Below are 26,007 nucleotides of genomic sequence, written 5' to 3'. Positions count from 1 at the left end.
ACTTGAAAGAATGTACCATAAGAACCGGTCATCGTAAGTCTGAAAGGAGCCACGGACATGCCTATCCAAAGCGAAACCGAGCTGTACGCGCCCGTCAAAGCATACTGGGAGCAGCTCGGCTATGAAGTCCGCGGCGAGGTCCGCCACTGCGATCTTGTCGCTGTGCGGGAAGGCGAAGCTCCGGTCATCGTAGAGCTGAAGCGCAGCCTCACCGTGCCGCTGCTCATCCAGGGCTTGCGCAGGCAGGACGTGACGGAGCAGGTCTACATCGCCATCGAGCTTCCGGCCAAAGGAAGGGTTCCCCACCGCATGACATGGGGCGACATCCGCAAGCTGTGCGGGCGTCTGGGACTTGGCCTCATAACGGTGCAATTCTACAAGACGAAGAAGCCGGCCGTGGATATCGTCTGCGATCCTCCCGGGCTTCAGTCGCCTGTCCGGGTCACTCCCGCGCGCAAGCGCAAGGCCGACCGCCTGCTCGGTGAATTCCGCGAACGCAGCGCAGACTACAACGTAGGCGGCAGCACGCGCCGCAAATTGGTGACCGCCTACCGCGAGAAGGCGCTCCACTGCGCCCTGCTCCTCCGGCAGCAGGGACCGCTCAGCCCGCGCAAGCTGCGGGAGCTCACCGGCAACGCGAAGACGGCGGCGCTCCTGCAGCGCAACGTCTACGGCTGGTTCGCCCGCGTGAACCGCGGGGTCTACAGCTTGACGCCGCAAGGTGCGGAAGCGCTCGCTGCCTTCGCGCACGTGGTCGCCCCTCTGGAGAGCGCAAGCGTTGACGAAGCGAAACCTGCAGGCACAAGGGCTGCTGCCGCTCGGCCTCTTGCGATAAACCCGCTTCCACCGGGACTTGAGCCGGAGCCTGACCCAAAGCGCAGAACGCGCGGGCGCCATGCCTCTGCACTTCTTGCAGCAGATGGTGCCCCGGCTGCTTCAACCCAAGCGGAACAGCGGGCAGAGGGGAGTCCGGAGGCGTCACCGCCGCAGTCTCCTGATTTGCAGGAACCAGCGGTTTCGCAGCCGGGGAAGGCAGCCCGTACACGGCGGTCTGCACACTCCAGATGAAACCGGAAGAGTTCCGTTGATTTTTCCTGTAAACATCCGCAAATTTTGACGGAAGGCCTGGGATGACTCTATCTCCCGAATTCAGCCGCGCAGGCTTGAAGCAAGTCTACCTCCCAATTTCAGCCGCGCAGACATAAGTCCCTCACTCGATAAGCCCGGATTCCTTCTTGATGCCGAAGGAAATCCGGGCTTTATTTGTACTCACCCCCACTTTCAATTGTGCGGCTTCTCTTTTCATAAACAGGCAAACAACTGGCGTTCACAGAATGGACAAACCACGTTCACCAAAATTTCACTTTAGTAAAAATTTTTGCATATAGACAAAACTTTTCTCACTCCTTATAATCTAAAGGTATAAATGGTATATATTGTAAACTTATACTCATATAGAGTCTGGCTATTAAGGGAAAGGTGGGCACACATGTGAAAACAGCGCATTTCCATCCTCTGGACCAACCTACGCGTAAAGAAATTATGTTCTGCCTCGAGAGGCTGGGAACCTCTGACATTAAGCACATCGCCCATGAAATTAAGATGACGCCTGCGGGCATTAGACGTCATTTGAACGCCCTCCTGCAGAACCATTATGTGCAGCAGACCATACGGCGGCAGTCACCGGGCAGACCTGCTTATTTGTACAGGCTGACGGATAAGGCCCTGGAACTGCTGGAGGACTCTGCTCCACATCCCTCGGCCAGTCTTTTCCGTGAAAATGCGGAGTGGTGCGGAACTTCCATTGTGGCCAGGCTTTTCGAGCAGAGGAAGGTCAGGCTGCTGCGACAATATAAAAGAATTCTGGAGGAGAAAAAAGCAGCAGACAAGGATACTTGGACTGGGCACGAGGAACGGCAAGAGTAGGAATAGAGACAGCCCCGCCTCCATCCTGCCACGTTGTACCAAAAAAGAGCCAGCGGGGCTTACCCCTGCTGACTCTTCCGTTTCTTCGCTTCAATGGCCTTATTCATCCAGATGGCGGCCATTGCTCCCTCACCCATGGCAACGGTAAGCTGCTCTGCATGCACACCGATATCTCCGGCTGCATAGACGCCGGGGATGTTCGTTTCCTTGCTGCGCGGGTCCGCCATTACATGGCGGTTCTCCATCCGCTCGGCGCCGAGCTGTACCGCCAGGTCCGAGTGCACCGCATTGCCGCCGAAAGCGAGGAAGCCCCGCTCGGCTTCAACCGTGCCGCCGTCCTCCAGCTGCACGCGGACGAGCCTTCCGCCTTCCTCTGCGTGGATGGCGGCAATCGGTCCCGGGATTGTCTGGATCCCGGCACGATCCAATTCCTCCTGCACCGCAGGACTGACCGGCTTACGTTCATGGTTCAGCAGCGTAAGCTTGTCGGTACGCGGACGCAGCGTCAAAGCCATGCGGGCTCCGGGATCGCCCGCACCCAGCACTACCGTCCGGCGGCCCGCCACCTCGTGGCTGTCACAGTCCGGACATACGTAGATCGTATGTCCCAGGCACTCGCGCAGCCCAGGCACCTCCGGGAACCGGTCCATTACGCCGGTGGCAAGCAGCAGGGTTGAGCCGGTATACTCCGTATCCGGCTCCGCTTCCGCTTCCGTGGACAATCCCCGCCCGCCGGGTTCATGCGCCGCGAGCGGGTGATTGCCGCCGCTCTCCTGCTTCGCAAGCCTGCGGACACCGACACGGAAGCCGGTGCCCAGAGTCCCGGCTGCGCGGATCGCCAGGCCGTCCGCAAATTCCACGCCGAGCGCCTGCGCCTGCTTGCGCCCCGTCTTCCTGAGCTCCTCACCGGATACGCCTTCCGGGAAACCGAGCACGTTATGATAACGCGCGCATAGGGTCGAGCGCCCGTAGCCCGCATCAATTACCAGCACCTTATGACCATAGCGGCCAAGCTGAACGGCTGCCTGCAGTCCGGCAATGCCGCCCCCGATAATAATTCCGTCATAGTTCATTGACTTAAGCTCACCTTCTTGTAGTAAATAATAGGTAGAATGTCTTTCGTTTAACTTACCCGAAGTGAGCCCCTTGTAATCTTAGACCTTAGCTGGTTTAACTCCTTCAGATCATCCTGGAATATACTCTGAACGTCTGCAAAGCACAGTGTTAAGGCGCTGTTAAAAAGCAGCATAATATGAACCAGCTTATTGATGAAGCGAAACAGCTCGCGGCATCAGCAAGATAACCCGTCCCAAAAAAGCAAAAAGCCACCGCCTAAGCAGCGATAGCTCCAAAATAAATTTATGCTTTTATTGCTTTTTCTCATTTATAAACAAATACATTAGGAATGCTAATAATAGGACAGTTCCGCCAATAAATAATGTTACATTAGACAAGCTCCAAATGTACCTGAAAGTGATACCGTCAATGCCACTGAAATTGCTGTTTCCAGCGGGGGTTATATACATTAGGATTTTTTCAAATAATCCCAATCCGATTAACATTAGTCCTGAGAAAACTAATACAGGTCTGATATCTTTCAACTTAAGAATCCCTCTTTTCTATATGTTCACAAGTGCAAAAGCCTCTATTCCATCAACGAATTCCCCGTGCACGTTTACTCTATTGAGCATCGCCTCCTGTGATTTTATTTTCAACAATACTTGTAACATACCAACATTTACATTATGTGTAAATTATATTTTTCTGCATGTATACAAACAGACAATCGTGTTCCTTTAGGTTTTATCCTGGATCCATCTCGTTCAAAAAACTTTATATATCCTTTTCTTTTGCCCGGCAGTTGGGTATAATAAGCATAATGTATGCTTTCTGGAGGTGTGTCAGATGTCAGCTGCTTTCTGGATTATTAACACGGTCCTGCTCATGTTTATTGTGGCCATCTTCACATCCTCGTACAACGAGGACAAGACGAAAGGCCTGTAAGCCGGGTACCGTACTGTCAATGTTTAAAAGCCCTGATGACTCAGGGCTTTTTTTCATGGAGTTTGTATGCTGTTTACGCTGTATTAGAATATCATTCCGGATAATCCGAAGAGGATATTCATAAGGAAATGAAGCAGGAATACTGGCAGCAGCCCCTGCGCGCGAATCGTTAAACCGCTCAGCCAGATGCCCAGCACTCCGAAGAGGATGCAGATTTCCAAGGGAAATCCGATGGAATAATGGTAGAAGCCGAAAGCCGCCGAGCAAATAAGAACTCCTTTGAGTTCGCCCATGTGATCAACCAGCCTGCTCAGCAGATACCCCCGCCAGATCACTTCTTCCAAAGCCGCATTTATACCTGCAAATAAAACCGAGTATCCGAGAATTTGCAGCAACCGATCCTGTCCGAAATCAATCACGAAGAGGAAAGAAAACGTCACAACAGCCGAGGAAATAAGAAGAGAGCGCCAAATGGGATCTTTTAATCCCCGCCAGACCAACGGGAAATAAATGATGTTCCCGAACCGGCCTGCAGCCAGATAAGAATTCTTAGGCTTGACGCAGAAGTAAAGAAGAGACAGCGGAATGACATAACCGATCAAACCGAGTCTGGACAGAGCAATCCGAACCGGTTCGGCGAATCCCGTTAAGGATTCCGCCCTTAGCCAAGCTCCCAGCCACGCGGACAACCAGTAGCCCGCCAACACGGATGCGATCGTCAGCAGCAGGACGCGGCAGGCAGGCTTGATGAACAGGGCCGCCCCAGTGAGGAGGGCCGCGGCCGTAAGCCCGGCCCAGACGGGCGTCAGCTGAACCAGCAGCATGGCTCCGACAACTCCCGCCGCCGCGCCCGCTTGCCCGCCCGCTGAAGGCCCCAGACGGGAAGGGCCCGCGGCCATTCCGGCTTTACTCAACGGCTCTGCTTCTTTCGTAGCCCAGATAGCGCGTTCCTTGGAATGTCAGCTTGCCGGCATCGCCTTCCATAAGCTGACCGTACTCCTGGCCGCTGATGGCGAACTCCAGGCGGTCTCCACTCTCCACCTCGAATGTCGGTTAATAAGACGTACTTGTCGAACTGGAATCGGAGAAAGAATCGTTCATATTGGAATTGCTGCTGCGGGATACATGAGTCCGCTTCGCCGTTATTACGGCGTAGACGGACAATACAGGCTGCTTGTTATTATGACTCCACTGGCCGATTGCTTTTATAATCGAAAAAATAATAAGTCCGGCGATCAGCAGGAACACAATCATAAAAACAACTCCGAACCAGCCGAATGCTCCCATCGAAGATCCGAATCCACCGACTCTATCAAAATCTCCAAACCCTGGCGGTTCAAAGTCCATGCCAGCTCCTCCATTTCTTTGCGGAAAATTCTTATGGATCGCAATGCCATTTACGATCTTCACCGCATTTACAATTTCCTCCCTTATATTACCACAAGCATTCTGCCTTGGGAGGTGAATATTTCCCTATATAACGTCAAAAAGCACCGCTCCGATGGAAGCGATGCCTCTGTTTGCTGTTGTCCTGATTTCCAGTCCGAATGGATAGGAAAGAAGACCTACGATCTTGGTTGTTTCATCGCGTTCATTTCCGACAGACAACTGGCACAGATGTGACGTTCTTTGAATTCGTTCACATGGTCCATTTCTCCACAAAATACGCATTTTGGGCGGTATCTCTCTAAGATGATATGGTCCCCTTGAACTAGTATTTCGACTGGATCGCCTTCGTTCATTTGGTATCTTTTGCGCAGCGATTTGGGTAAAACAATACGACCTAATTGGTCAACTTTACGTACAACTCCAGCAGGTTTCATCATTTCCACTCACCTCTTTCATCCGAAATTCAAATCGGCATAAGTAACATTACCCATTTTTATTCGCCAAGTTTCGTACGATTCCTTCTTATTTCGGTAAAATCTTTTATTTTCAGCTGTTTAATTTTGAAAGTTTAGAGATATTTGAACATTCCACAACTTTGTCAATACTGGAACCCATTGGTTTACTGATAACTGGGCGTGCCTGTAAAATCTGATAACAAAATTTCCAGTTTTCTAATTAACCATTGGTAAGTCCTTTGTTTAACCTGATTCTCAGGTCATAACCCGGCTTCGCAAATATCCCAGGCATGCTCTCATTTCGAGCCCTTTATATATAGAACTTCAGACCTGCCTCAGACTAGACGAATTTCCCATGCCGGGAATGGCACATTTCAAAGGATCTAGGTCCTTTCCGGGACAAAGAGACATTCCCCTATCTGAATATATAGGTACCTTACCTGGGATGCTTCCTATCATTCGTGGCTATATATCAATCCTAGCAACCCGTTGAATCTCACAGAAATTAGGAGTTCGCTCAGTTCAATGCCAAGCAAAATCACATACCATACATTACAACTAAATCTAGCAGACAAATATAAAGGAGGTGATAGAATCCACCCGGTTTCTTCGTTTGAATTCTGTAACGGATAGGAAAATTCATTTAGTTCTTCCGGAAGGAGGTGAGATTATGAACGAGTACTTGATGCCGGTCACGATTCTAATATTTCTCGGTACGCTATCCTTCATCTTCTGGCGCCCGCAAGTAAATGAAGCCATACCCGCGTCGATAGGGGCAGTGCTTGTCCTCCTAAGCGGCAGTGTATCTTTATCTGACCTGATCATCATTACAGAAACAATAGGGGGCGCGGCCGTTACCATTATTGCTACGATTGTTATGGCTATCGTCCTCGAAAGCTTCGGTTTCTTCCACTGGGCGGCCGAGAAGCTGTCAGAAAAAGCGGGAGGTTCGGGAATCCGGTTATTCTGGTATACGAACCTGTTTTGTTTTCTTATGACCCTATTCGTCAACAACGACGGCAGTATCCTTATTACGACCCCGATCCTTCTCATGCTTCTTCACCATATGAAACTTAAAAATCACCAAAAAATCCCCTACCTGCTGTCGGGAGCCTTAATCGCAACGGCTTCCAGCGCCCCGATCGGAGTCAGCAATATTGTGAATCTCATTGCATTAAAAATGGTTGATATGGATCTCTACATGCATACGGCAATGATGTTCATTCCTGCTTCAGCAGGGCTGCTCCTCCTGGCTCTGCTCCTGTTTGCCTACTTCTTCAATCAGATTCCGCGTACAATTTCTAAGCTTAACCCAGGACACTGGAGCTATCCCCCTGCACCCGGCAATCATCCGCTCAAAACCGTGCCGGTGCCGATCATTCCTGAGAATCGCCCGAAATTTATGCGCAATATTCTCCTCTTTGTACTCGCTGTCCGGATTTCCCTCTTTGCCGCTTCCTACGTACACTTCCCTGTTCCGCTCATGGCCGTCATCGGTTCTGTGGCTCTGCTGGGCTGGCGCTGGATTTATCTCAGGATTCCTCCCACAGACATGATTAAGAAAACACCTTGGTATATTCTCTTGTTTGCTTTCAGTATGTACGTAATTATATACGGACTGCACAACATCGGATTAACCCAGTGGCTGATGAAATTCATGGAACCTCTCCTTACACAAGGCTACCTGCTTGCAAGTATCGCTATGGGGACTTTGCTCACCGTTCTCTCCAATCTGTTCAACAACCACCCTGCTTTAATGATTGGAACCTTAACTCTAACCAACATGAACCTTGATCCGATGACACTGAAAATCTCCTATTTGTCCAGTGTAATCGGCAGTGACTTAGGCTCCTTGCTTCTGCCTATAGGCACTCTCGCAACTTTAATCTGGCTTCATATGATCAAACAAGGCAATGTCCGGATTACCTGGGGCCAATATATGAAAGTAACGTTTACCGTTATCCCGGTCACTCTATTCTTTACGCTGATTGTGCTCGGTTACTGGGTATCCTGGCTCTATTAAAAAAACGACCTTCCTAAGAAGGCCGTTTTCACAGTGATAAGATGATTCGCACAGCACAATTTATGTGAAGGCACGTCAAAAAGTTTGGGTATTTTTTAGCTGCACCGCAAAAGAGGCTCAGGCCTCTTTTTCTTGTGTATCCGGGTTATTAAGATAACCCGGGGAAGCCGTTCTGCCGGAGCGCTTCGAACAACACGATAGCTGCCGAGTTCGATAAATTCAGCGAGCGTACCACATCCGTCATCGGCATACGCATAGTCTGCCCGGGATTAGCCTCAAGCAGCTCAGCCGGGAGTCCCTTGGTTTCTTTCCCGAACACGAGAAAATCCCCGTCCCGGAATTCAATGTCTGAATAACGTCTGTCCGTCTTGGTTGTGGAATAAAAAAACCGGTGCCCCGCATACTTCTCCTGGACCTCAGCAAAAGAATCGTGGTATTCAAGTTTGACGGAATGCCAATAATCCAGCCCGGCCCGTTTCAGTGTTCTGTCATCGGTAGAGAAGCCCAGCGGGCGAACCAGATGCAGATACGTTCCTGTCGCCGCACAGGTGCGGGAAATATTGCCGGTATTGGCCGGTATTTCGGGTTCAACTAACACAATATGAAAAGCCATCCTTGCACGTTCACCTCTTTCTTTAAAGTATTATACCACTTTGGATGCGGGCCGCAATTTTTACATACGTTTTACTTCATCTTAATATGTCCGTGATACTCCCCGGCGATAATGAGGATAATAAACGAAACCAAAGGAGACCGATTCATGAAGAAAAAAGTGCTGATCGTCGATGACGAACCTTCGATCTCCATGCTGATCGAGTTCAATCTGAAGCTCGTTGGCTTCGAAGTTCATTGTGTCTATGATGGCGAGGCGGTGTTCGAAGCAATCGGACAATTCCGTCCGGACATTATTGTCCTGGACCTGATGCTCCCTAAGATGGACGGGCTCCAGGTATGCCGCAAGCTGCGGGAGCAGAATAACCTCGTCCCGATCATTATGCTAACCGCTATGCAGGATTTATCGGACAAAATCGCCGGACTCGATAACGGGGCTGACGACTATATGACGAAGCCATTCTCGCCGCAGGAGCTGGTTTCACGCATTCAGGCCATCATCCGGCGCATTCAGACACTCCCCTCTACCGGGGATGAAGCGGTCATTACCATCGGACAGCTCAGTATCAGGCCCGAGCAGCGTGAAGTCACGCTGGCGGGAGAACAGGTTGAGCTGACCCCCAAAGAATTCGAGCTGCTTGTGTTCCTGGTCAAGCACCGGGGCAAAGTTCTCAGCCGCCAGCAGCTGCTGCACGGCGTCTGGGATTATCACTTCCTCGGCGACACACGAATCGTCGATGTCCACATCTCGCACCTGCGGGATAAAATCGAAAACAACGCCCGGACCCCCGCTTACATCCTCACCATACGCAATGTCGGTTACAAATTAACGGAGCCGGTTGTAAAGGAAATCCTCGCCTGAATACAGACAAACTCCCCTATTTCGAAGAGAGATAGGGGAGTTTGCTTCGTCGGCCCTTCACTTAATAACTTTTACAATCAATAGGTTGAAAACCATTACAAATAAATTTACAATTATATGATAAATATGTAAATTATATTACAACATTTACGTGGGTAGTCATGTTTCACAAGTCCCTGCTTGGACAGCCGGAAATGTAGAACTCCAATCAGATTATAACTGGGATTGGAAAGCATAGCCCGTTTGGGACTATGGAGAATCAAGATTACTGGAGGTATTCGTTTTGTTTACCATATTACTTGCAATTATTGGAGCTGTATTATCATATGTTGAATCAATTTATTCTGGAGATCTTAGATTCACGAATATATTCCTAGGTATAATCGGTGGTTCTCTTCTGGATTTGCTAAAATATTTAAAATATAAAAAGTAAGTGTGTGTTCATACCTTACCTTAAATTTCGTTCCTTATCATTTAAAAAATGCAGCAAACCTGGTTAAGGTTTGCTGCATTTTTTCATTTAAGTAAAATATTCTAGAATGTCGCATGTTTCATTAAAGCCATTACCCGTTGCGCTTACTGAAATCCTTCATGAAATCAGCCAATGCTTTGCACGATTCGTAAGGCACAGCATTATAAGTGGAAGCTCTCAATCCGCCAACGCTGCGGTGGCCTTTGAGTCCGACAAAGCCCTGCTGCTCGGATTCTTTGGCGAACTGCTTCTCCAGCTCTTCTGTCTGCAGACGGAACGTAATGTTCATAATCGAACGGCTGTCCACATCTACACAGCCTCTGTAGAATCCGGCACTGTTATCAATTGTCTCGTAAATAAGTGAAGTCTTGTCCCGGTTGATCTTCGACAAGACATCCAGCCCGCCTTGACGTTTGATCCATTGGAGAACGAGATTAATCATGTAGATCGAATAGGAAGGAGGCGTGTTGTACAGCGAATCGTTCTTCACGTGCGTATCGTAGCGAAGCATCGTCGGCACGCTCTGATTCGCTTTCTCCAGCATGTCCTCACGGACGATCGCAACCGTCACGCCTGAAGGTCCCAGGTTCTTCTGAGCGCCTGCATAAATCATTCCGAACTTGGACACATCGACTTGACGGCTCAGGATGTCACTGGACATATCCGCGATCAGCGGAATGTTTCCTGTGTCCGGGTAGCTCTGAAGCTGCGAGCCTTCAATCGTTTCATTCGAAGTGACATGGAGATACGCTGTATTTTCCGGAAGAGATAAATTGCTAAGATCCGGCATCCGCATGTATTTCTGTTCTTTGGAGCTGGCGGCAATAGCCGTTTCTCCGAATAGCTTGGCTTCTTTGATCGCTTTATCCGCCCAAGCGCCACTGAGAGAGTAGGCGCCTACACTGCCGGGCTGTAGAAAATTCATGGGAATCATAGCGAACTGCGTGCTGGCTCCGCCTGTAAGAAACAGTACTTTGTAGCCTTCCGGAATGTTGAACAATTCCTTGAGCAGATTCTGCGTCTCTTGGTGAACTTGCTCATACTGTGCGCTTCGGTGCGAAATTTCCATAATCGACATCCCGATACCGCGGAAATCGACAAATTCCTGCTGAGCTTGCTCCAATACCTCCAGCGGCAATGCCGCAGGGCCGGCATTAAAATTGTAAGCACGGTTTCCCATTGTCTCCCACACCCTCTTGCTTCATTTGTTTTATCGCTATGATAGCAGTATTCTCCATAGCCATCAAGTGAAACTTCCATGAATACGGCCGCTTTGCACCTGCTTGCCCCCCATTTATGGACTCTTTAAAGAACGGACCGGCAGGTTTGTTTTCTATTTTTCATCGACCAAAAAACTCCGAGATCAAATCAAATGAAAGTTTCAAGTCTTGAACCTTTTCCCCGGCATGGTTTAATGAAGAGACAGACTAGATTGACTGTAAGGAGAGTAAACCCGTTATGATAACCGTCTTAGATGTACAACAAGAAGAAACGGCCCGCACAATGCTGAGCGTTCAGATCCCCTCGTATCAGGTAGAGGCAGACCTGATCGGATTCCAAGGAATCCCGCAGCTGAGAGATACCGTGGAGAAATTACAAGAATCCGGTGAAAATTTTGTCGGCTTCCTGGAGGCGGGCGAGCTCGCGGCATTTATTTCATATACGGAAGACAGCGGGGAAGTCGATATTTGCAGGCTTGTTGTTCATCCCCGTCATTTTCGTAAAGGGATTGCCCGCAAGCTAGTCCGGCATGTTCTGCTGAACATTGTACAAGGGCGCAAAGCCGTTGTAAGTACCGGCACTCTTAATAAGCCCGCCTTAAGCTTGTATAAGTCACTCGGATTTGTGGAGGTTAGGGAAATCGGGTTCGCTCCGGGTGTATCGATTACGATGCTGGAAATCCCGGCCTCATAGGCGCCTGCCGCCTGTTATGGACCTATAAACCTGTGAAGCAGCTTGTTGATCCTTCCTATTATTCACGGAACGTGCTGCACTTCTGTATGCTTCTTCTATAACATGTCTACATTAACGATAATCTCTTCCAACAAGGAGAACACGATACATGACCAGCCCTACCGAAGACCGTCTATTCGTCGCAGTCCCGCTTGCCGAGTCAGCCAAGCTGCTTGTGGGCGGCTGGCGCCAGGAGCTGGAATCGTCCGGCTTAAGATTTCAGAAGTGGCTTCATTCCGCCGATTACCATATTACCCTCAAGTTCATCGGCAACACTCCGGCGTCCACGCTGCCGGAGCTGGCGCCTCTGCTCGCCGGGGCCGCGAGCAGCCATCCCCCGCTGCGCCTGAGCGCAGCGGGTACAGGGACCTTCGGCCCAAAGGATGCCCCCAGCATCCTCTGGGCCGGTGTGCAGGGCGACCTGGATGCCCTGCAAGCCCTGCAGCGTGATGTGGAGGCGGCCTGCGCGTCCCTCGGCTTCGAGCCGGAGGACCGGCCGTACCGCCCGCACATCACGCTGGCCCGCCGATATAGCGGCGGGCTGCCTTGGACGCGGGAGCTGCTTCCCGCGCCAGGGGATTTGCCGTCCGTCACATGGGAGACGGACAAGATCGCGGTGTACCGCACCCATATGGGCCGGTCACCGATGTATGAGCGCGCAGCGGATTTTGCGCTGCGCGGGTAGACGCGTTGGACCCGCCTCGGGAAACTGAGGCGGGTCCTTGTTTTTTTATGCGCATCAGGGTACAAGACATTAATTAACGGTTTACCGAAATCCCTGCCCGCGATCCGCCAGCCGCATTCCTTGCTTTTATGATAATTGAATAGTCCTCAGCTCCTGAATAAACATCTCCTCATGCCCGCTATTATCATTTTTTTACATCTAACCCAATTTAGCATACTTCTTTTCATCCTCCTGCCAAGCTTGTCCCTCCTAAATTTCTTTCAATTTCCTAGCTTATCCATTGGAATGTTCGCTCTGCATTCACATACACTTAGAAAAATTCCAGCCGTATTTGTTTTCCATTTTTCATCAAACGGAGGAACCTAGTAAATGGCTTTTCTTCAGCGTTATGCCACCAATCGGACGGGTGCGATTACCTTCACCGGCAATACACTCGGACTTAGCCGCTCCGATACAGTAGGCGTGCCGGGGACGATCGACAGCATCGGAGCGTACATCACAACGAATACAGCGGCTCAATTCGGCTCTTATCCTGCCGGCACGACCAACCTGTTCACATCAAACAGTTCTTCAGCCGTGCTCAATCTCCCGGCCGGAAGCACTGTTCTTTATGCAGAACTGATATGGGGCGGAACCTACGTCGATTTAACCGTCGATAACTCAGCCTTTATCAACAATCCGATTACGTTGACAACCCCTGCAGGCACCTCCAGTGTTACGCAGGACCCCTTGACCGTCTACAATGTCGTACTCACTGCGAATACCGTGCTGGCCTATGTCCGTACCGCTAATGTGACCTCACTCGTCGCTGCCGGAGGAGCGGGCACCTACACGGCCCGGGGAATTGTAGGAACCTTGACCGTCCCTGACCCCACCTCCAATCATGCCGGATGGACGCTGGCTGTGGTGTACGATAATCCCGCTCTGCCCTTCCGTAATTTGTCGTTTAATGTGGGCGCCGAGCTTGTCCAGTCGACTTCCGGTCCGGTTAACGTCGTAATTTCCGGGTTTGCCACCCCCGCCCAAGGTACGCTTAGAGGGCGTGCACTGATTAGCGCTCAGGAAGGAGACGCGAACCGGACCGGCGACCAGGCTCTGTTCGGACCTTCCAACTCTACCTTGCAGGCGCTGTCGGGACCCAATAATTTTGCGGCCAACTTTTTCGCGTCTCAAATTAATAAAGACGACGGAACGCTCGATACAAGCGGAACTTTCGGGACGCGCAATGCCATCAACGGCGCCCCCGGGACGCTAATTAATGCGGGCAGGCAGGGCTGGGATATTACGAACGTTGACATTTCCGCCACCCTGCGCAACTCCCAGACGACGGGAATACTGCGCCTGACGACTTCCGGGGATGCTTACCTCGTCAATGCGACCGCTATCCAGATCGATATTAATGCCCCGCTTGTGACCGTGACCAAAACAGCCAATGTGACAGGGGCCATCGTGGGAGATCCGATTACATTCACGGTCGCCGTTCAGAATACCGGGCTGGTGGATGCGGGAAGCACTGTCTTCACGGATGCCATCCCGGCAGGAACGACACTGGTTGCAAACAGTGTGACCGTGAACGGCACCGTCCGTACAGGAGCCGATCCGTCTACCGGCATCCTGCTGGGGACAGTCGGCGCCGGGAGCACGACAACCGTCGTCTTCCGGGTGACGGTTACATCGCTTCCGTCACCCGCTCAGATTTCGAACTTGGCAACGGCAAGCTTCTCCTTCCAGAGTGTTCCCGGCGGTCCTGTCATCTCCGGAAGTGTGCCGTCCAACACCGTCACGATCCCGGTGTACCAGCCTGTGATCAGTCTTGCGAAATCCGCAAGCACAAGCTCTGCAACCATCGGGGACACCGTCACATATACCGTCACCCTGACGAATTCCGGCAGCATCCGCGCAGCCGCCACTTTTACCGATGCGATTCCGGCTGGTTCTTCTTTCGTAGCCGGAAGCGTAACGGTCAGGGGGGTGTCGCAGCCTGCCGCCAATCCTGCCGCCGGATTCTCTATCGGCAATCTCGATGCCGGCGGCGGTTCGGCCATCGTGACGTTCCAGACGGTGGTAAGCGCCATTCCCTCAGGCGGAAGACTCCTTAATCAGGCGGCGGCGAGCTATACGTATACGCCGCCTGACGGGCGTACGCTGTCCGGTTCTGCTGCTTCGAATACGACTTCGATTCCGGTATCCGCTCCCAATGTGACGGTAACCAAGACTGCCAGCTCCACAGTCGCTGTCGTCGGGGATACGGTCATCTACAGGATAACAGCCGTGAATAACGGTATAGCAGCCGTTACCAATGTTGTCGTAACGGACCCGATTCCAGCGGGTTCGGTACTGGCAGCGGGGAGCGTAACCGTCAACGGTACCGCCGTGCCTGCCGCGAACCCCGCCGCAGGGGTTCCTGTCGGCACGATTGCAGCCGGAGCTTCCGCCGTCGTCACGTTCAGCGTTAACGTCACAAGTCTGCCGTCGCCGGCACAGCTCACGGATCAAGCGACCGTAAGCTTTACTTCCGGCGCATTCACTGGCTCCAGTCTCTCGGGTACGATTACTCTGCCGGTCTTTCAGCCCATTATCTCAGCCGCCAAAAGCGTCAATACGCCCAGCGCAACGGTCGGTGCCACATTAACTTATACCGTTACAGTCCGCAACACGGGCAATATTGCCGTGAATGCAACCGTCTCTGAGAAAATCCCCGCCGGCTCCGCTTTCCTGCCCGGCAGTGTTACCGTGAACGGAGTGAACCAGCCGGCAGCAAACCCTTCAACCGGTATACCTATAGGGGTAATTGCCGCAAGCGGAACTTCCGTCCTTACTTTCCAGACGGTCGTGAACACGGTACCCGCCTCCGGCAGACTAACCGATCAAGCTGCGGTCTCCTATACGTACCAGCCTCCCGACGGACGGACTTTATCCGGAAGCGCCCAGTCCAACGAAATTGTTGTAACAGTATCCGCTCCTAACGTCACTGTGGCCAAAAGCGCATCGGCCACCGCAGCCGCTGTCGGCGATACCGTTGTTTATACCCTTACGGCAACAAACAACGGCGGAGCCCCTGTAACGGGTGTCGTTATCTCAGATCCCATTCCGGCAGGAACCTCTTTAATTGCCGGGAGTGTCACCCTGAACGGTTCTGTCATAGCGAATGCCAACCCCGCAGCAGGTGTGCCGGCTGGCCCTATAGCTGCCGGCGCTTCTGCTGTACTCCTCTTCTCCGTCCGTGTCAATGAGCTGCCCGCCGCCCCTTCCACTTTAGTCAATCAAGCTGCGGTGAGTTTTACGGCAGGCACTTTTACAGGCTCATCCAGTTCCAACACAGTCACGATTCCAGTCTACCAGCCCATTCTTCAGGCCGTTAAAAGCGCCGACACTACAGCCGCCACGGTAGGTGACAGCATCACCTATACCATCCGGATTACCAACAGCGGGAACTATAACGGCTCGGCTACCTTAACCGAAGCGATCCCTGCAGGTTCGGAATTCGCCGGGAACAGTGTGACGGTTAACGGCCTTCCTCTGGCAGGAGCCGATCCCAGGACGGGAATCACGGTAGGCACAGTCTCTCCTGGAGGGACTTCCACAGTTACGTTTGTTACGGTCGTAAGCTCGGTTCCTAACCCGGCCCAGTTAATCGATCAGGCCGCTATTGCTTTCACCTATACACTTCCGGACGGACGCACGCTGGCAGGATCTGCCCTATCTAACGCACTATCTGTGCCTGTATCCGCACCTAATGTGGCCGTGGTCAAATCTACTCCGCTTGCGGATGCCGTGGTCGGAGACACGGTTACCTATACGATTGTCGTGACGAATAACGGGATCAGCCCCATTAACAATATCCTTGTGAACGATCCGATTCCGGCAGGCTCTGTTTTTAACCCCGGCAGCGTAACGGTCCGGGGTGCGCCCGTCCCCGGTGCCAATCCGGCTGCCGGCATCACTGTCGGCAGTCTAGGTCCGGGTGCTGCAGCCGCCGTCACCTTCTCCGTCAACGTAATCGGCCTGCCATCGCCTCCGCAGCTGAGTAACCAGGCAACCGCCAGCTATTCGAGCGGAGCTTTCTCGGGCACGACGCACTCCGATACGCTGACGCTGCCTGTGTATCAGCCCATCGTTACCGCCGTCAAGACAGCCAATACCACCCGGGTCACGGTCGGAGATACCGTCACCTACACCATCCTTGCCACGAACACGGGAAATCTGGCTGCGGCTCTGACCATCACGGACGCAATTCCGGCCGGTTCATCTTTTCTGAGCAATAGTGTGACGGTAGGCGGTTCACCTGTTCCGGGAGCAGATCCGGCCGCCGGGATTGCAGCCGGAACACTGGCAGCGGGCGCCTCGGTGGAAGTCACGTTTCAAACCGCTGCCGCTACCCTGCCTGCTCCTGCCTTCCTGACCAACCGGGCTCAAGCATCCTACAGCTACCAGCCGCCGGACGGACGTTTACTGAACGGCTCAGTTTTGTCCAATACAGTTACGCTTCCCGTCTCATTACCCAGCGTTACTCTCCTTAAAAGCTCGCTTGCAGCGGATGCCGTTCCCGGCGATACGGTTTCGTACAGTGTCACGATCTCAAACAGCGGTTCCTCGCCAATCACAAATGTCGTTCTTACCGATCCGATTCCGGACGGTTCCTTATTCATACCCGGATCAGTAACCGCAGGCGGCATTACGGTTCCCGCCGCGAATCCGGTCCTCGGGATCACGCTTGGAACAGTGGCGGCCGGAGGGTCCGCGACGGTTACTTTTTCGGTACGAGTGACGTCACTGCCCTCGCCTCCGCAGCTCGCTAATCAAGCTTCCCTTTCTTTTACCAGCGGCTCTTTCTCGGGATCTGCGGCTTCGAATACCCTGGTCATTCCGGTCTATCAACCGGTTATTACAGCCAGCAAAAGCACCAGTGATCCTATCGGAACCGTTGGCGATCTCGTAACCTATACGATTGTCTTGCAGAACAGCGGCAATATCGGGGCGACAACAACCCTGACAGATCCGATTGCCGGCGGGTCCGCCTTTGTGCCCAACAGTGTAATTGTTAATCAAGTCCCGATGCCCGGAGCAAGCCCTGCAGAAGGTGTTGCGGGAGGCTTCCTTGCACCCGGCGCATCAACAACCATGACATTCCAGGTGGTGATTACTTCCGTGCCAACCCCTCCTCAATTGGTCGACCAGGCAGCTGTTTCGTATACATTCCAGCCTCCCGACGGACGTACCATTAACGGCTCGGCTTCATCGAACACGGTCGTCATTCCGGTATCGTCCCCGAATGTAACGGCCAGCAAAAGCGCAAGCCGGACAGATGCCGTAGTCGGCGACACGATTACTTACTCCATCGTAGCTTCCAACAACGGCATCGAGAATGTGACCAATGTCATCGTAACCGATGCCATTCCTGATGGCACCACCCTTGTCCCGGGTAGTGTTACCGTAAACAGCATCCCGGTAAATTCTTCTCCGGCTGCCGGCATACCTGCGGGACTTATCGTTCCGGGCGGTGCCGCCGCCGTTACGTTCAGCGTAATCGTCCAGTCACTGCCGGCCGGGCAGAATCTGGTCAACCGTGCTTCCGTCGGCTTCACGAGCGGAGCGCTGTCCTTCTCTTCCCTGTCCAATACGGTCACAATTCCGGTTTACCAGTCTATTCTGGGCATTGCCAAAAGTGCCAGCACTTCCAATGCCACACTCGGCGATACCGTAACGTATACTCTCCAGCTCGTTAACAGCGGGAACATACCAGCCTCAGCGACCGTGACAGACCTGGTGCCGGCCGGCTCTGTTTTCACACCCAACAGTGTGACGATTAACGGCGCACCTCTTGCCGGGGCCGATCCGGCGGCAGGCATACCTGTCGGTGCCGTAACCCCAGGCTCCCCGGTTACGGTCACTTTTCAGACGGTGATTACGTCGATTCCGCCCTCATCGCTCCTCTTGGATCAGGCAACGGCTGATTTCGAATTTACTCCGCCTGATGGACGAACGATCACGGGCACGGCTGCATCGAATCCCTTGGCCATCCCAGTCTCGGCTCCTAACGTTACGGTAACTCTCGCCACTGCTTCAACGGATGCCGTTCTGGGAGATATTGTTTCGTACACCATTACAGCCACCAACAACGGAATTGAAAATGTGACAGGAGTCCTTGCCACCGACTCCATCCCTGCGGGATCTGTATTTATTCCGGGCACTGTTATCTTAAACGGAGCTCCGCTGCCGAGCGCGGACCCGGCAATCGGAGTCCCCGTAGGCATTATTGCGCCAGGAGCCTCTGCCGTTCTTACGTTCCAGACGCGGGTTACTACCCTGCCCTCTCCTCCGGTACTGGACAGCCGGGCTATCGTCAGCTTTACTTCCGGCGCCTTTACCGGATCGAGCCTGTCGAATACTGTGCTTGTACCGGTCTATCAGCCGTTACTGTCCGCTCTCAAAACCGCCGACTATTCCAACGCCACGGTCGGGGATACGGTTTCTTACTCGATCTCCATTACGAACAATGGCAATATTAACGCCAACCTGACGATCACCGATCCGGTACCGGACGGGTCCGTATTTGTTCCCAATAGTGTGCTCCTGAATGCTGTGCCGCTGCCGGGGGCAGATCCGGCAGCCGGATTCTCAGGAGGAATTCTTGCTCCAGGGGGAACCGCAACGGTTTCTTTCCAGACGGTTGTGACCACCGTGCCGCCATCTTCCCGCCTGACCGACCAAGCTTCAGTCGCATTCAGTTTCCAGCCGCCGGACGGGCGGATTATCCAGGAATCCGTTCTATCGAACACTCTCTCCATCCCCGTCTCGGCTCCGAACGTGAATGTGACCAAGACCGCCAGTGCCGCAAATGCGGTTGTAGGCGATACGATTACGTACACCATAACCGCAACGAACAGCGGCATTGAGAATGTAACCAACGTCGTCATTTCCGATCCTATTCCGGCCGGTTCTGCTCTCGTACCGGGAAGCCCGACCCTTAACGGGACTGTTATTCCACTCGGAAATCCGGCTGCCGGAATACCTGCGGGCACTATAGCTCCGGGAACTTCGGCCGTATTGAGCTTTCAAGTAACGGTCACCGCCCTGCCCTCGCCTCCACAATTACTGGATCAGGCAACCGTCAGCTTTACTTCCGGCGCCTTTACAGGATCGTCCGTTTCACCACCGCTTCTCATCCGGGTCTACCAGCCTATTCTCTCTCTCGTCAAAAGCGGCAATTCAACCCATGCAAGTGTAGGCGATACGATCACGTATTCGATTGAAGCGGTGAACTCAGGAAATATTGCCGCCTTAACGGTGATATCGGACCCTATCCCTTCCGGGACTGCTTTCTTTGAAAATAGCGTTGTGGTAAACGGAACGGCCTTTCCCGGCTCAAATCCCGCTGCGGGCATTGCAGTCGGCACCCTCTTACCGGGAGCGTCCGCACTCGTAACTTTCCAGGTTATTGTAACTTCAGTACCTGTCCCTGCATCCCTTACGAATCAGGCTGCGGCTAACTTCTCATTCATTCCTCCCGACGGCCGCACTGTTACCGGCTCCGCTGTTTCCAACACGGTTACAATCCCCGTCTCGGCTCCAAACGTAACGGTGGTTAAAACAGCCAATGCGCCGGATGCCTCTGTAGGCGACGTCATCACGTATACGATCACTGCCTTGAATAACGGGATCACGAACGTCACCGGCGTCATCGTAACCGATCCCATACCTGCCGGTTCCACGTTCGTTCCGGGGAGTGTTCTTCTCAATGGATCACCGCTGCCCGCTGCCAATCCGGTCAATGGAGTACCTGCCGGTACGATAGCTCCGGGAGCCGTAGCTACAGTCTCTTTCCGGATAACCGTTACTTCGCTGCCGGCACCGCCCCAATTATCGAATCAGGCCAGAGTAAGTTTTACTTCAGGAGCTTTCTCCGGAAGCTCATTCTCGGACACTCTTGTCCTCCCTCTCTACCAGGCGATTCTTAACCTGACCAAAAGCGCCAATTCAAAGAATGCTACGATCGGGGATACGATTGTCTATACGGTCCTGGTGGAGAATACAGGAAATATTGCCGCCACTACCTCTCTCTCCGATCCCATTCCGGCAGGCTCGGACTTCGTTCCTAACAGCGTCAATATTAACGGAATCCCCGTTCCCGGCGCTTCTCCTGCAGCGGGCATTGCACTTGGACCCATTGCACCGGGAGCTGTTTCCGCCGTGACTTTCCAGGTCATGGCAACCTCTCTGCCCTCACCCGCCGTACTCAGCAATCAAGCAGCAGCAGCCTTTACCTTCCAGCATCCTGACGGAAGAATACTTAGCGGTTCCGCGGTTTCTAATGTGGTCACGATCCCGGTCTCCGCCCCTAATGTGTCCGCATCCAAAAGCGTAAGTGCAGCGGACGCCGTCTTCGGCGATGTCCTGACTTACACCATCGTCGCAGCGAACAACGGCATTGAACCCGTCGCCAATGTGATCGTGACCGATCCGATCCCGGCGGGAACCGCATTCGTACCGGGGAGTGTGACCATCAACGGGGCTCCGTCACCGATATCTAATCCGGCATCCGGAGTTAGTGTGGGCGTGATCGCACCAGGCTCTTCAACTGCGGTTACTTTTCAAGTCAGTGTCACCTCGCTGCCTGTCCCGCCGCTCCTTGTGAATCAGGCCGCAGTCAGCTTTACTTCCGGTGTTTTCTCGGGAACCTCTTACTCCGAGCAAATCAGCATTCCCGTGTATCAGCCTTTACTGCAGCTGGCTAAAAGCGCCAACACTGCCAGTGCTACAGTCGGGGATACGCTGACCTATACCATTCAGGCCGCCAATACGGGGAATATTGCCGCCCAAGTCATACTAACCGATCCGATCCCGGCCGGTTCCGAGTTTATCGCCAACAGTGTCATCGTTAGCGGCGCTCCCCTGCCGGGAGCTAATCCCGCTGCAGGCATAAATGCCGGAACGATTCAACCTGGCAGCACCGCTACCTTGGTTTTCCAGGCACTCGTCACGTCCGTGCCGATCCCGCAGCAGCTAACGGACCAGGCTTCCGCCGTTTTCACCTTCCAGCCTCCGGATGGAAGGACAGTGAGCGGATCGGCCGTCTCCAATACGGTTACGATTCCTGTATCTTCACCCAACGTTACATTAATAAAAGGGACTACAGCTGCGGATGCCATCATCGGAGATATCCTTACTTATTCAGTTGCGGTCACTAACAGCGGCATAGCTGCCGTGACGAATGTTGTAGTGTCCGATCCGATCCCGGCCGGAAGCTCATTCGTACCCGGCAGTGTCACCACTTCGGGAACAAGCGTTCCAGGTGCGAATCCCGCTTCAGGGATCGCCATCGGAACCCTCGCTCCCGGAGCAACAACCGTAGTGACTTTCCAGGTAACGGTGCAATCCCTGCCCGTGCCTGCCCAGCTTCTCAATCAGGCAAGCGCCGCATTTACAAGCGGACCTTTTACTTTCACTTCCGCTTCGAATACGGTCGCGGTTCCCGTCTATCAGCCCCTCTTGGTTCTGACCAAAACAGGCAGTTCCGACAACGCGACAGTCGGAGATATCATCACGTATACGATCACAGTGAACAACTCGGGCAATCTGTCAGCAAGCACCATCGTGACGGATCCGATTCCGCCGGGTTCCGCTTTCCTTGCGAACAGTGTAGCGCTTGGCGGCGTTCCCGTTCCAGGAGCGGATCCCGTGACAGGCGTCTCGACAGGCCCTATTGCACCCGGTACTTCGGCGGTCGTTACCTTCCAGGTGCTCGTCACTTCCGTTCCGGCTCCACCGCTGCTGCTCGATACGGCAGATGCCGCATACACCTTTGTGACTCCCGGCGGCCGAACGGGATCAGGAGCGGGCTTCTCCAATACGGTTGCTGTGGCCGTGTCGGATGTTCCTGTAACGGCTGTCAAACAGGCTAGCTTAACGAGTGCCGTTATGAATGACATCATCGTGTATACCGTAGAGATTACCAATAACGATTCGGAAGCCATTCAGGATGTTGTTCTGACAGATGAGCTTCAACCGGAAGCCGTCTTTACACCAGGAAGTGTGCTCATTAACGGTGCCGATGTTCCGGAAGCCAACCCCGCCTCAGGTATCCCGGTAGGAACGCTGGAACCCGGTGAATCTGTGCTAATCTCATTTAGCGCTGCAGTAGCGGCGCTGCCCGCTCCCCCTGTTCTGACGAACAGCGCTGCCGTCTCCTTTGTCAGTGGAACGGTCCCGGGCACGATTTTCTCGAATACGGTCGGAATTCCGGTTCTCCAGCCAATCATCACGCTTGATAAACAAGGAGACACCTCTAATATTTCGCTTGGCGAGCAGGTAACCTATACCTTAACCGCAAGCAACAGCGGCTCAACCGGCGCTTTTGTCACAGTAACCGACCAGCTGCCTGAAGGCTCTACATTCGTTGCGGACAGCGTAACGGTCAACGGGACCACTATACCCGGCTTAAATCCGGCTGCGGGAATAACAGTGGGCACCCTGACACCTGGATCTTCCACTATTATCTCTTTCCGGACGATCGTTTCCAGCGAGCCTGCTGACGGAAATATCGCCAATCAGGCTTCGGCGGCCTATGCCTTCCAGACGCCGGACGGGCGGACGCATGGAGGCGCGGCCGTCTCGAATCCCGTGATCATTCCGGTTACCGATCACTCTGTATCCGCCGTGAAAGTCAGCACCGCTTCGGCAGCTGCCCTTGGCGATAGCGTGCCTTACGGTATCACGCTGACCAATTCCGGTCAGTCTGCGGCAACTTCCGTTACGATCCGCGATCTGCTGCCGGACGGCACAGGCTTCGTGGCAGGAAGTGTGACAATTAACGGGTTGCCTGCGCCTGATCTTCATCCGCAAAGCGGGATTACACTCGGCGAGGTTCCGCCTCAAAGTTCCGTTCAAGTGGGCTACACTCTCACTGTCACCGCTATTCCTGCGTCCGGATCTGTCGTAAATACGGCGGAAGTCAGCTTCGTATACGGAGGGAATCCGTACACAATTGCATCCAATACGGTTACGGTTCCCGTATACGCGTATGGAGTCGAAGTATCCAAACGAACCGATACATCACTGGCAACAGTCGGCAGCATCGTCGCGTATACCGTTTCAATCATCAACAGGGGCACCGTTATTGCTGAATCTCTTCTTCTCCGGGATGCCCTTCCTGCCGGAACTGAACTGCAGCCAGGCAGCCTGCGGGTGAACGGCAACCTGAATCCGGCGGCAGATTTGGCGCAAGGCGTACTCCTGCCGCCGCTGAATCCGGAAGCATCGGCCAGCGTCACCTATTCCCTGGCAGTGGTGTCGCTGCCGCCATCCGGGGAAATTGAGAACCAGGCCGAAGTCTCCGGAAGCTACCGGACTCCCAACGGCGAAATCGAAACCGAGTGGTCTCGAAGCAACGTGTCCCTGCTGCAAACATTGGCACCTGTACTTAGCGTGGGCAAATCAGCCTCCGCAGGTTCGTATACGGTTGGAGATGCAGTGGAATATACGCTGGTTATCCGTAACACCGGCACACTGCCAGCCGATCTTGCGATCCAGGACCCGCTTCCGCCCGGAACCGCCTGGGTTCTTGGCTCCTTGAGAGTAAACGGGGAATCGCGGGCCGATGCCAATCCGTCTTCACTCGCACTCGGCTCTCTGGAGCCTGGCCAATCCATCACAGCCGCATTCCGTCTGAAAATTACAGCTCTGCCTCCTGGCGGTATCCTGTATAATCGTGCCGTGGTCCGCTATACGTACCAGCTTCCGAATCAGGAAACCATTTATCCGGCAGCCATCGCTTCCAATGAAGTATCCCTGCGGGTCTACTCTTCCACCGTGCAAATTGATTTACAGGTCGACAGCAGTGAAGCGGCGAGAGGAGATCAGCTCACCTTTACCGTCACGATTGTTAATACGAGCGGACTGCCCATTACCCGGGCTTTCCTGAAAGATATCCTGCCGGAGGGCTTTACATTCTTGCCTGGCAGCATCCGGATCAACGGACTTCCTGTGCCGGGAGCCGATTTAATTGAAGGTTTCCTGCTTGGGGAAATTGCCGCCGGCGCTTCCATTACGATCACCTTTATCGTACTGGTTATCGGTTCGCCCGGCTCCCTCGAGAGTAATCGCGTTCTGCTCCTATTCGATGTGCTCTTACCGGACGGGAGAACGGTATCCGCTGAACAGTTGTCCAATCCGGTTAACGTCAGAATCGTATCGCACGAAGAATAACTTACTCGTTCCAGGGTCCGAAGAGATATTCTTCGGATCTTTTTTTATGGGTTTAACCGGCCCGAATCAAGACATACTGAATGCCATACCTGCCTGGCATATTCCGTTCTCAAAACTTTCGGATTTGTCCCGGCCATTTTGTGATACGCTCATATATAGCAAGGAGTAAGGGATTTCCGCTGCCGTCCCGATCCTTGACAGAGGAGGCGTCCCAGCCAAATGAATTCCAAATTACTTGAAGAAGCGCGGGCTTTCATTTATACATGTTACAGCGAATGGGGCAGGAGCGAGGAAGAAGCAGCCTCCCGATTCGAAGAAATCAGCACAGAAATATCGCAGACCGGAACTTATACCCATCGCTATGAGGAACTCCAGCACGGGGCCAAAATGGCCTGGCGCAATAGCAACCGCTGCATCGGCCGGTTCTTCTGGAATACGCTGCAGGTATTTGATGAGCGGGATACCCATGCGACCGAAGGGATACGCGACGCACTGCTTCGTCATATCCGTTACGGTACCAATGAAGGCAAAATCCGGCCGGCTATTACGGTATTCGCCCCAGACTCCTCAGCGGAAGTTACGAACAACCGCCGCATCCACATCTGGAATCATCAGTTAATCCGGTATGCCGGCTATGAGACCCATGCCGGAGTCCTTGGTGATCCGCATTCCATAGCTTTCACCCGTAAATGTATGGAGCTTGGCTGGCGGGGGCAAGGCACCGCATTTGACGTGCTTCCGCTCGTCATACAAGCAGGAGATGCTGAGCCTGTCTGGTTTGAAATACCTCAAGAAGATGTTCTGCAAGTTCCGCTGAAGCACCCGGATTTGTCGTGGTTTGAAGATTTGAAGCTTCAGTGGTACGCCGTCCCAATTATCTCGGACATGCGCCTGGAGATCGGCGGCATCACGTATGGAGCTGCCCCATTCAACGGCTGGTACATGGCAACGGAAATCGGCGCCCGTAACTTGGCGGATGAACAGCGTTACCACATGCTCCCCAAAGTTGCCTCCTGCATGGGACTCGATACCGGAACGAATGCGTCGTTCTGGAAAGACCGTGCCCTGCTGGAGCTGAATCACGCGGTGCATCACTCCTTCCGCGAGGCAGGCGTCAGCATCGTCGATCATCACACCGCGGCGCAGCAGTTTCAGCTTTTCGAGCAGCAGGAGAAGCAGTGCGGGCGCCCTGTCACCGGAGACTGGACGTGGCTCATTCCTCCGGTGTCTCCCGCCGCCACCCCTATTTTCCATAACCAGTACGAGAATACCTGGAAGACTCCGAATTTTTTCTACCAGGACAAGCCTTACAAGTAAGCCGATCTTTGCAGGCTTAATAGGCTGTTTATGCAGCTTTGGTGCTTTCGTGGCGCTTTGATGTTGCTTTCGTGGTGCCTTTGTTGGCTGCGATTTCGCTTTGTC

At 53.3% G+C, this 26,007-nt stretch carries 13 protein-coding genes and 1 pseudogene; 8 read left to right on the top strand and 6 right to left on the bottom strand.

What is annotated here, in order from left to right:
• Positions 1-57: 57 nt before the first annotated feature.
• Both AR333_RS00340 and AR333_RS00335 read left to right on the top strand, forming a co-directional pair.
• Positions 58-1,068, top strand: a complete 1,011-nt coding sequence (locus AR333_RS00340) for a DUF2161 domain-containing phosphodiesterase (protein WP_367583649.1) — start codon at positions 58-60, stop codon at positions 1,066-1,068.
• A 423-nt stretch (positions 1,069-1,491) separates the two neighbouring features.
• Positions 1,492-1,926: an ArsR family transcriptional regulator gene (locus tag AR333_RS00335; protein WP_068773376.1), complete on the top strand. Its 435-nt coding sequence runs from the start codon at positions 1,492-1,494 to the stop codon at positions 1,924-1,926.
• Between the two features lie 59 nt (positions 1,927-1,985).
• Here AR333_RS00335 and AR333_RS00330 read toward each other — a convergent pair whose 3' ends face one another.
• The 4 genes and pseudogenes from AR333_RS00330 to AR333_RS00310 all read right to left on the bottom strand — a co-directional run bounded on the left by AR333_RS00330 (position 1,986) and on the right by AR333_RS00310 (position 5,753).
• A complete protein-coding gene (locus AR333_RS00330; protein WP_068773375.1) occupies positions 1,986-2,999 on the bottom strand; it encodes an NAD(P)/FAD-dependent oxidoreductase in 1,014 nt (337 codons plus the stop codon).
• 1,014 nt (positions 3,000-4,013) lie between these two features.
• Positions 4,014-4,844, bottom strand: a complete 831-nt coding sequence (locus tag AR333_RS00320; RefSeq protein ID WP_068773373.1) for a CPBP family intramembrane glutamic endopeptidase — start codon at positions 4,842-4,844, stop codon at positions 4,014-4,016.
• Positions 4,837-5,184, bottom strand: a pseudogene (locus tag AR333_RS00315) (DUF2500 domain-containing protein). Before AR333_RS00315 ends, AR333_RS00320 begins: the two are co-directional and overlap by 8 nt.
• Positions 5,185-5,495: 311 nt before the next feature.
• Positions 5,496-5,753 carry an AbrB/MazE/SpoVT family DNA-binding domain-containing protein gene (locus AR333_RS00310; RefSeq protein ID WP_172798812.1) on the bottom strand — a complete coding sequence of 86 codons (258 nt, stop codon included), beginning with the start codon at positions 5,751-5,753 and terminating at the stop codon, positions 5,496-5,498.
• A 691-nt stretch (positions 5,754-6,444) separates the two neighbouring features.
• On the opposite strand from AR333_RS00310, the gene AR333_RS00305 reads away from it, so the two are divergent.
• On the top strand, positions 6,445-7,797 hold the full coding sequence (locus AR333_RS00305) for an arsenic transporter (protein WP_068773371.1): 1,353 nt from the start codon (positions 6,445-6,447) through the stop codon (positions 7,795-7,797).
• 148 nt (positions 7,798-7,945) lie between these two features.
• Here AR333_RS00305 and trmL read toward each other — a convergent pair whose 3' ends face one another.
• Positions 7,946-8,410 (bottom strand): tRNA (uridine(34)/cytosine(34)/5-carboxymethylaminomethyluridine(34)-2'-O)-methyltransferase TrmL, encoded by a 465-nt coding sequence (trmL, locus tag AR333_RS00300; RefSeq protein WP_068773370.1) that lies wholly within the window; start codon positions 8,408-8,410, stop codon positions 7,946-7,948.
• A gap of 147 nt (positions 8,411-8,557) precedes the next feature.
• Here trmL and AR333_RS00295 point away from each other — a divergent pair, with 147 nt between their 5' ends.
• A complete protein-coding gene (locus AR333_RS00295) occupies positions 8,558-9,271 on the top strand; it encodes a response regulator transcription factor (protein WP_068773369.1) in 714 nt (237 codons plus the stop codon).
• 563 nt (positions 9,272-9,834) lie between these two features.
• Here the strand turns inward: AR333_RS00295 and serC are convergent.
• Positions 9,835-10,923, bottom strand: a complete 1,089-nt coding sequence (serC, locus tag AR333_RS00290; RefSeq protein WP_068773368.1) for a 3-phosphoserine/phosphohydroxythreonine transaminase — start codon at positions 10,921-10,923, stop codon at positions 9,835-9,837.
• Positions 10,924-11,201: 278 nt separating this feature from the next.
• Here serC and AR333_RS00285 point away from each other — a divergent pair, with 278 nt between their 5' ends.
• The 4 genes from AR333_RS00285 (at position 11,202) to AR333_RS00270 (ending at position 25,902) form a co-directional block, all read left to right on the top strand.
• Positions 11,202-11,657: an N-acetyltransferase gene (locus tag AR333_RS00285; protein WP_068773367.1), complete on the top strand. Its 456-nt coding sequence runs from the start codon at positions 11,202-11,204 to the stop codon at positions 11,655-11,657.
• 148 nt (positions 11,658-11,805) lie between these two features.
• A complete protein-coding gene (thpR, locus tag AR333_RS00280) occupies positions 11,806-12,381 on the top strand; it encodes an RNA 2',3'-cyclic phosphodiesterase (protein ID WP_068773366.1) in 576 nt (191 codons plus the stop codon).
• A gap of 369 nt (positions 12,382-12,750) precedes the next feature.
• Positions 12,751-24,585 (top strand): DUF11 domain-containing protein, encoded by an 11,835-nt coding sequence (locus tag AR333_RS00275; protein WP_068773365.1) that lies wholly within the window; start codon positions 12,751-12,753, stop codon positions 24,583-24,585.
• A 219-nt stretch (positions 24,586-24,804) separates the two neighbouring features.
• Complete coding sequence (locus tag AR333_RS00270; protein ID WP_068773364.1) at positions 24,805-25,902, top strand: nitric oxide synthase oxygenase; 1,098 nt, start codon at positions 24,805-24,807, stop codon at positions 25,900-25,902.
• Positions 25,903-26,007: the final 105 nt, after the last annotated feature.

It is taken from the genome of Paenibacillus sp. FJAT-26967, from assembly GCF_001541095.1.
Taxonomy (GTDB): domain Bacteria; phylum Bacillota; class Bacilli; order Paenibacillales; family NBRC-103111; genus Paenibacillus_F.
Note: the sequence above shows the minus strand (reverse complement) of the source record. Positions and strands in the feature narration are given on the sequence as shown.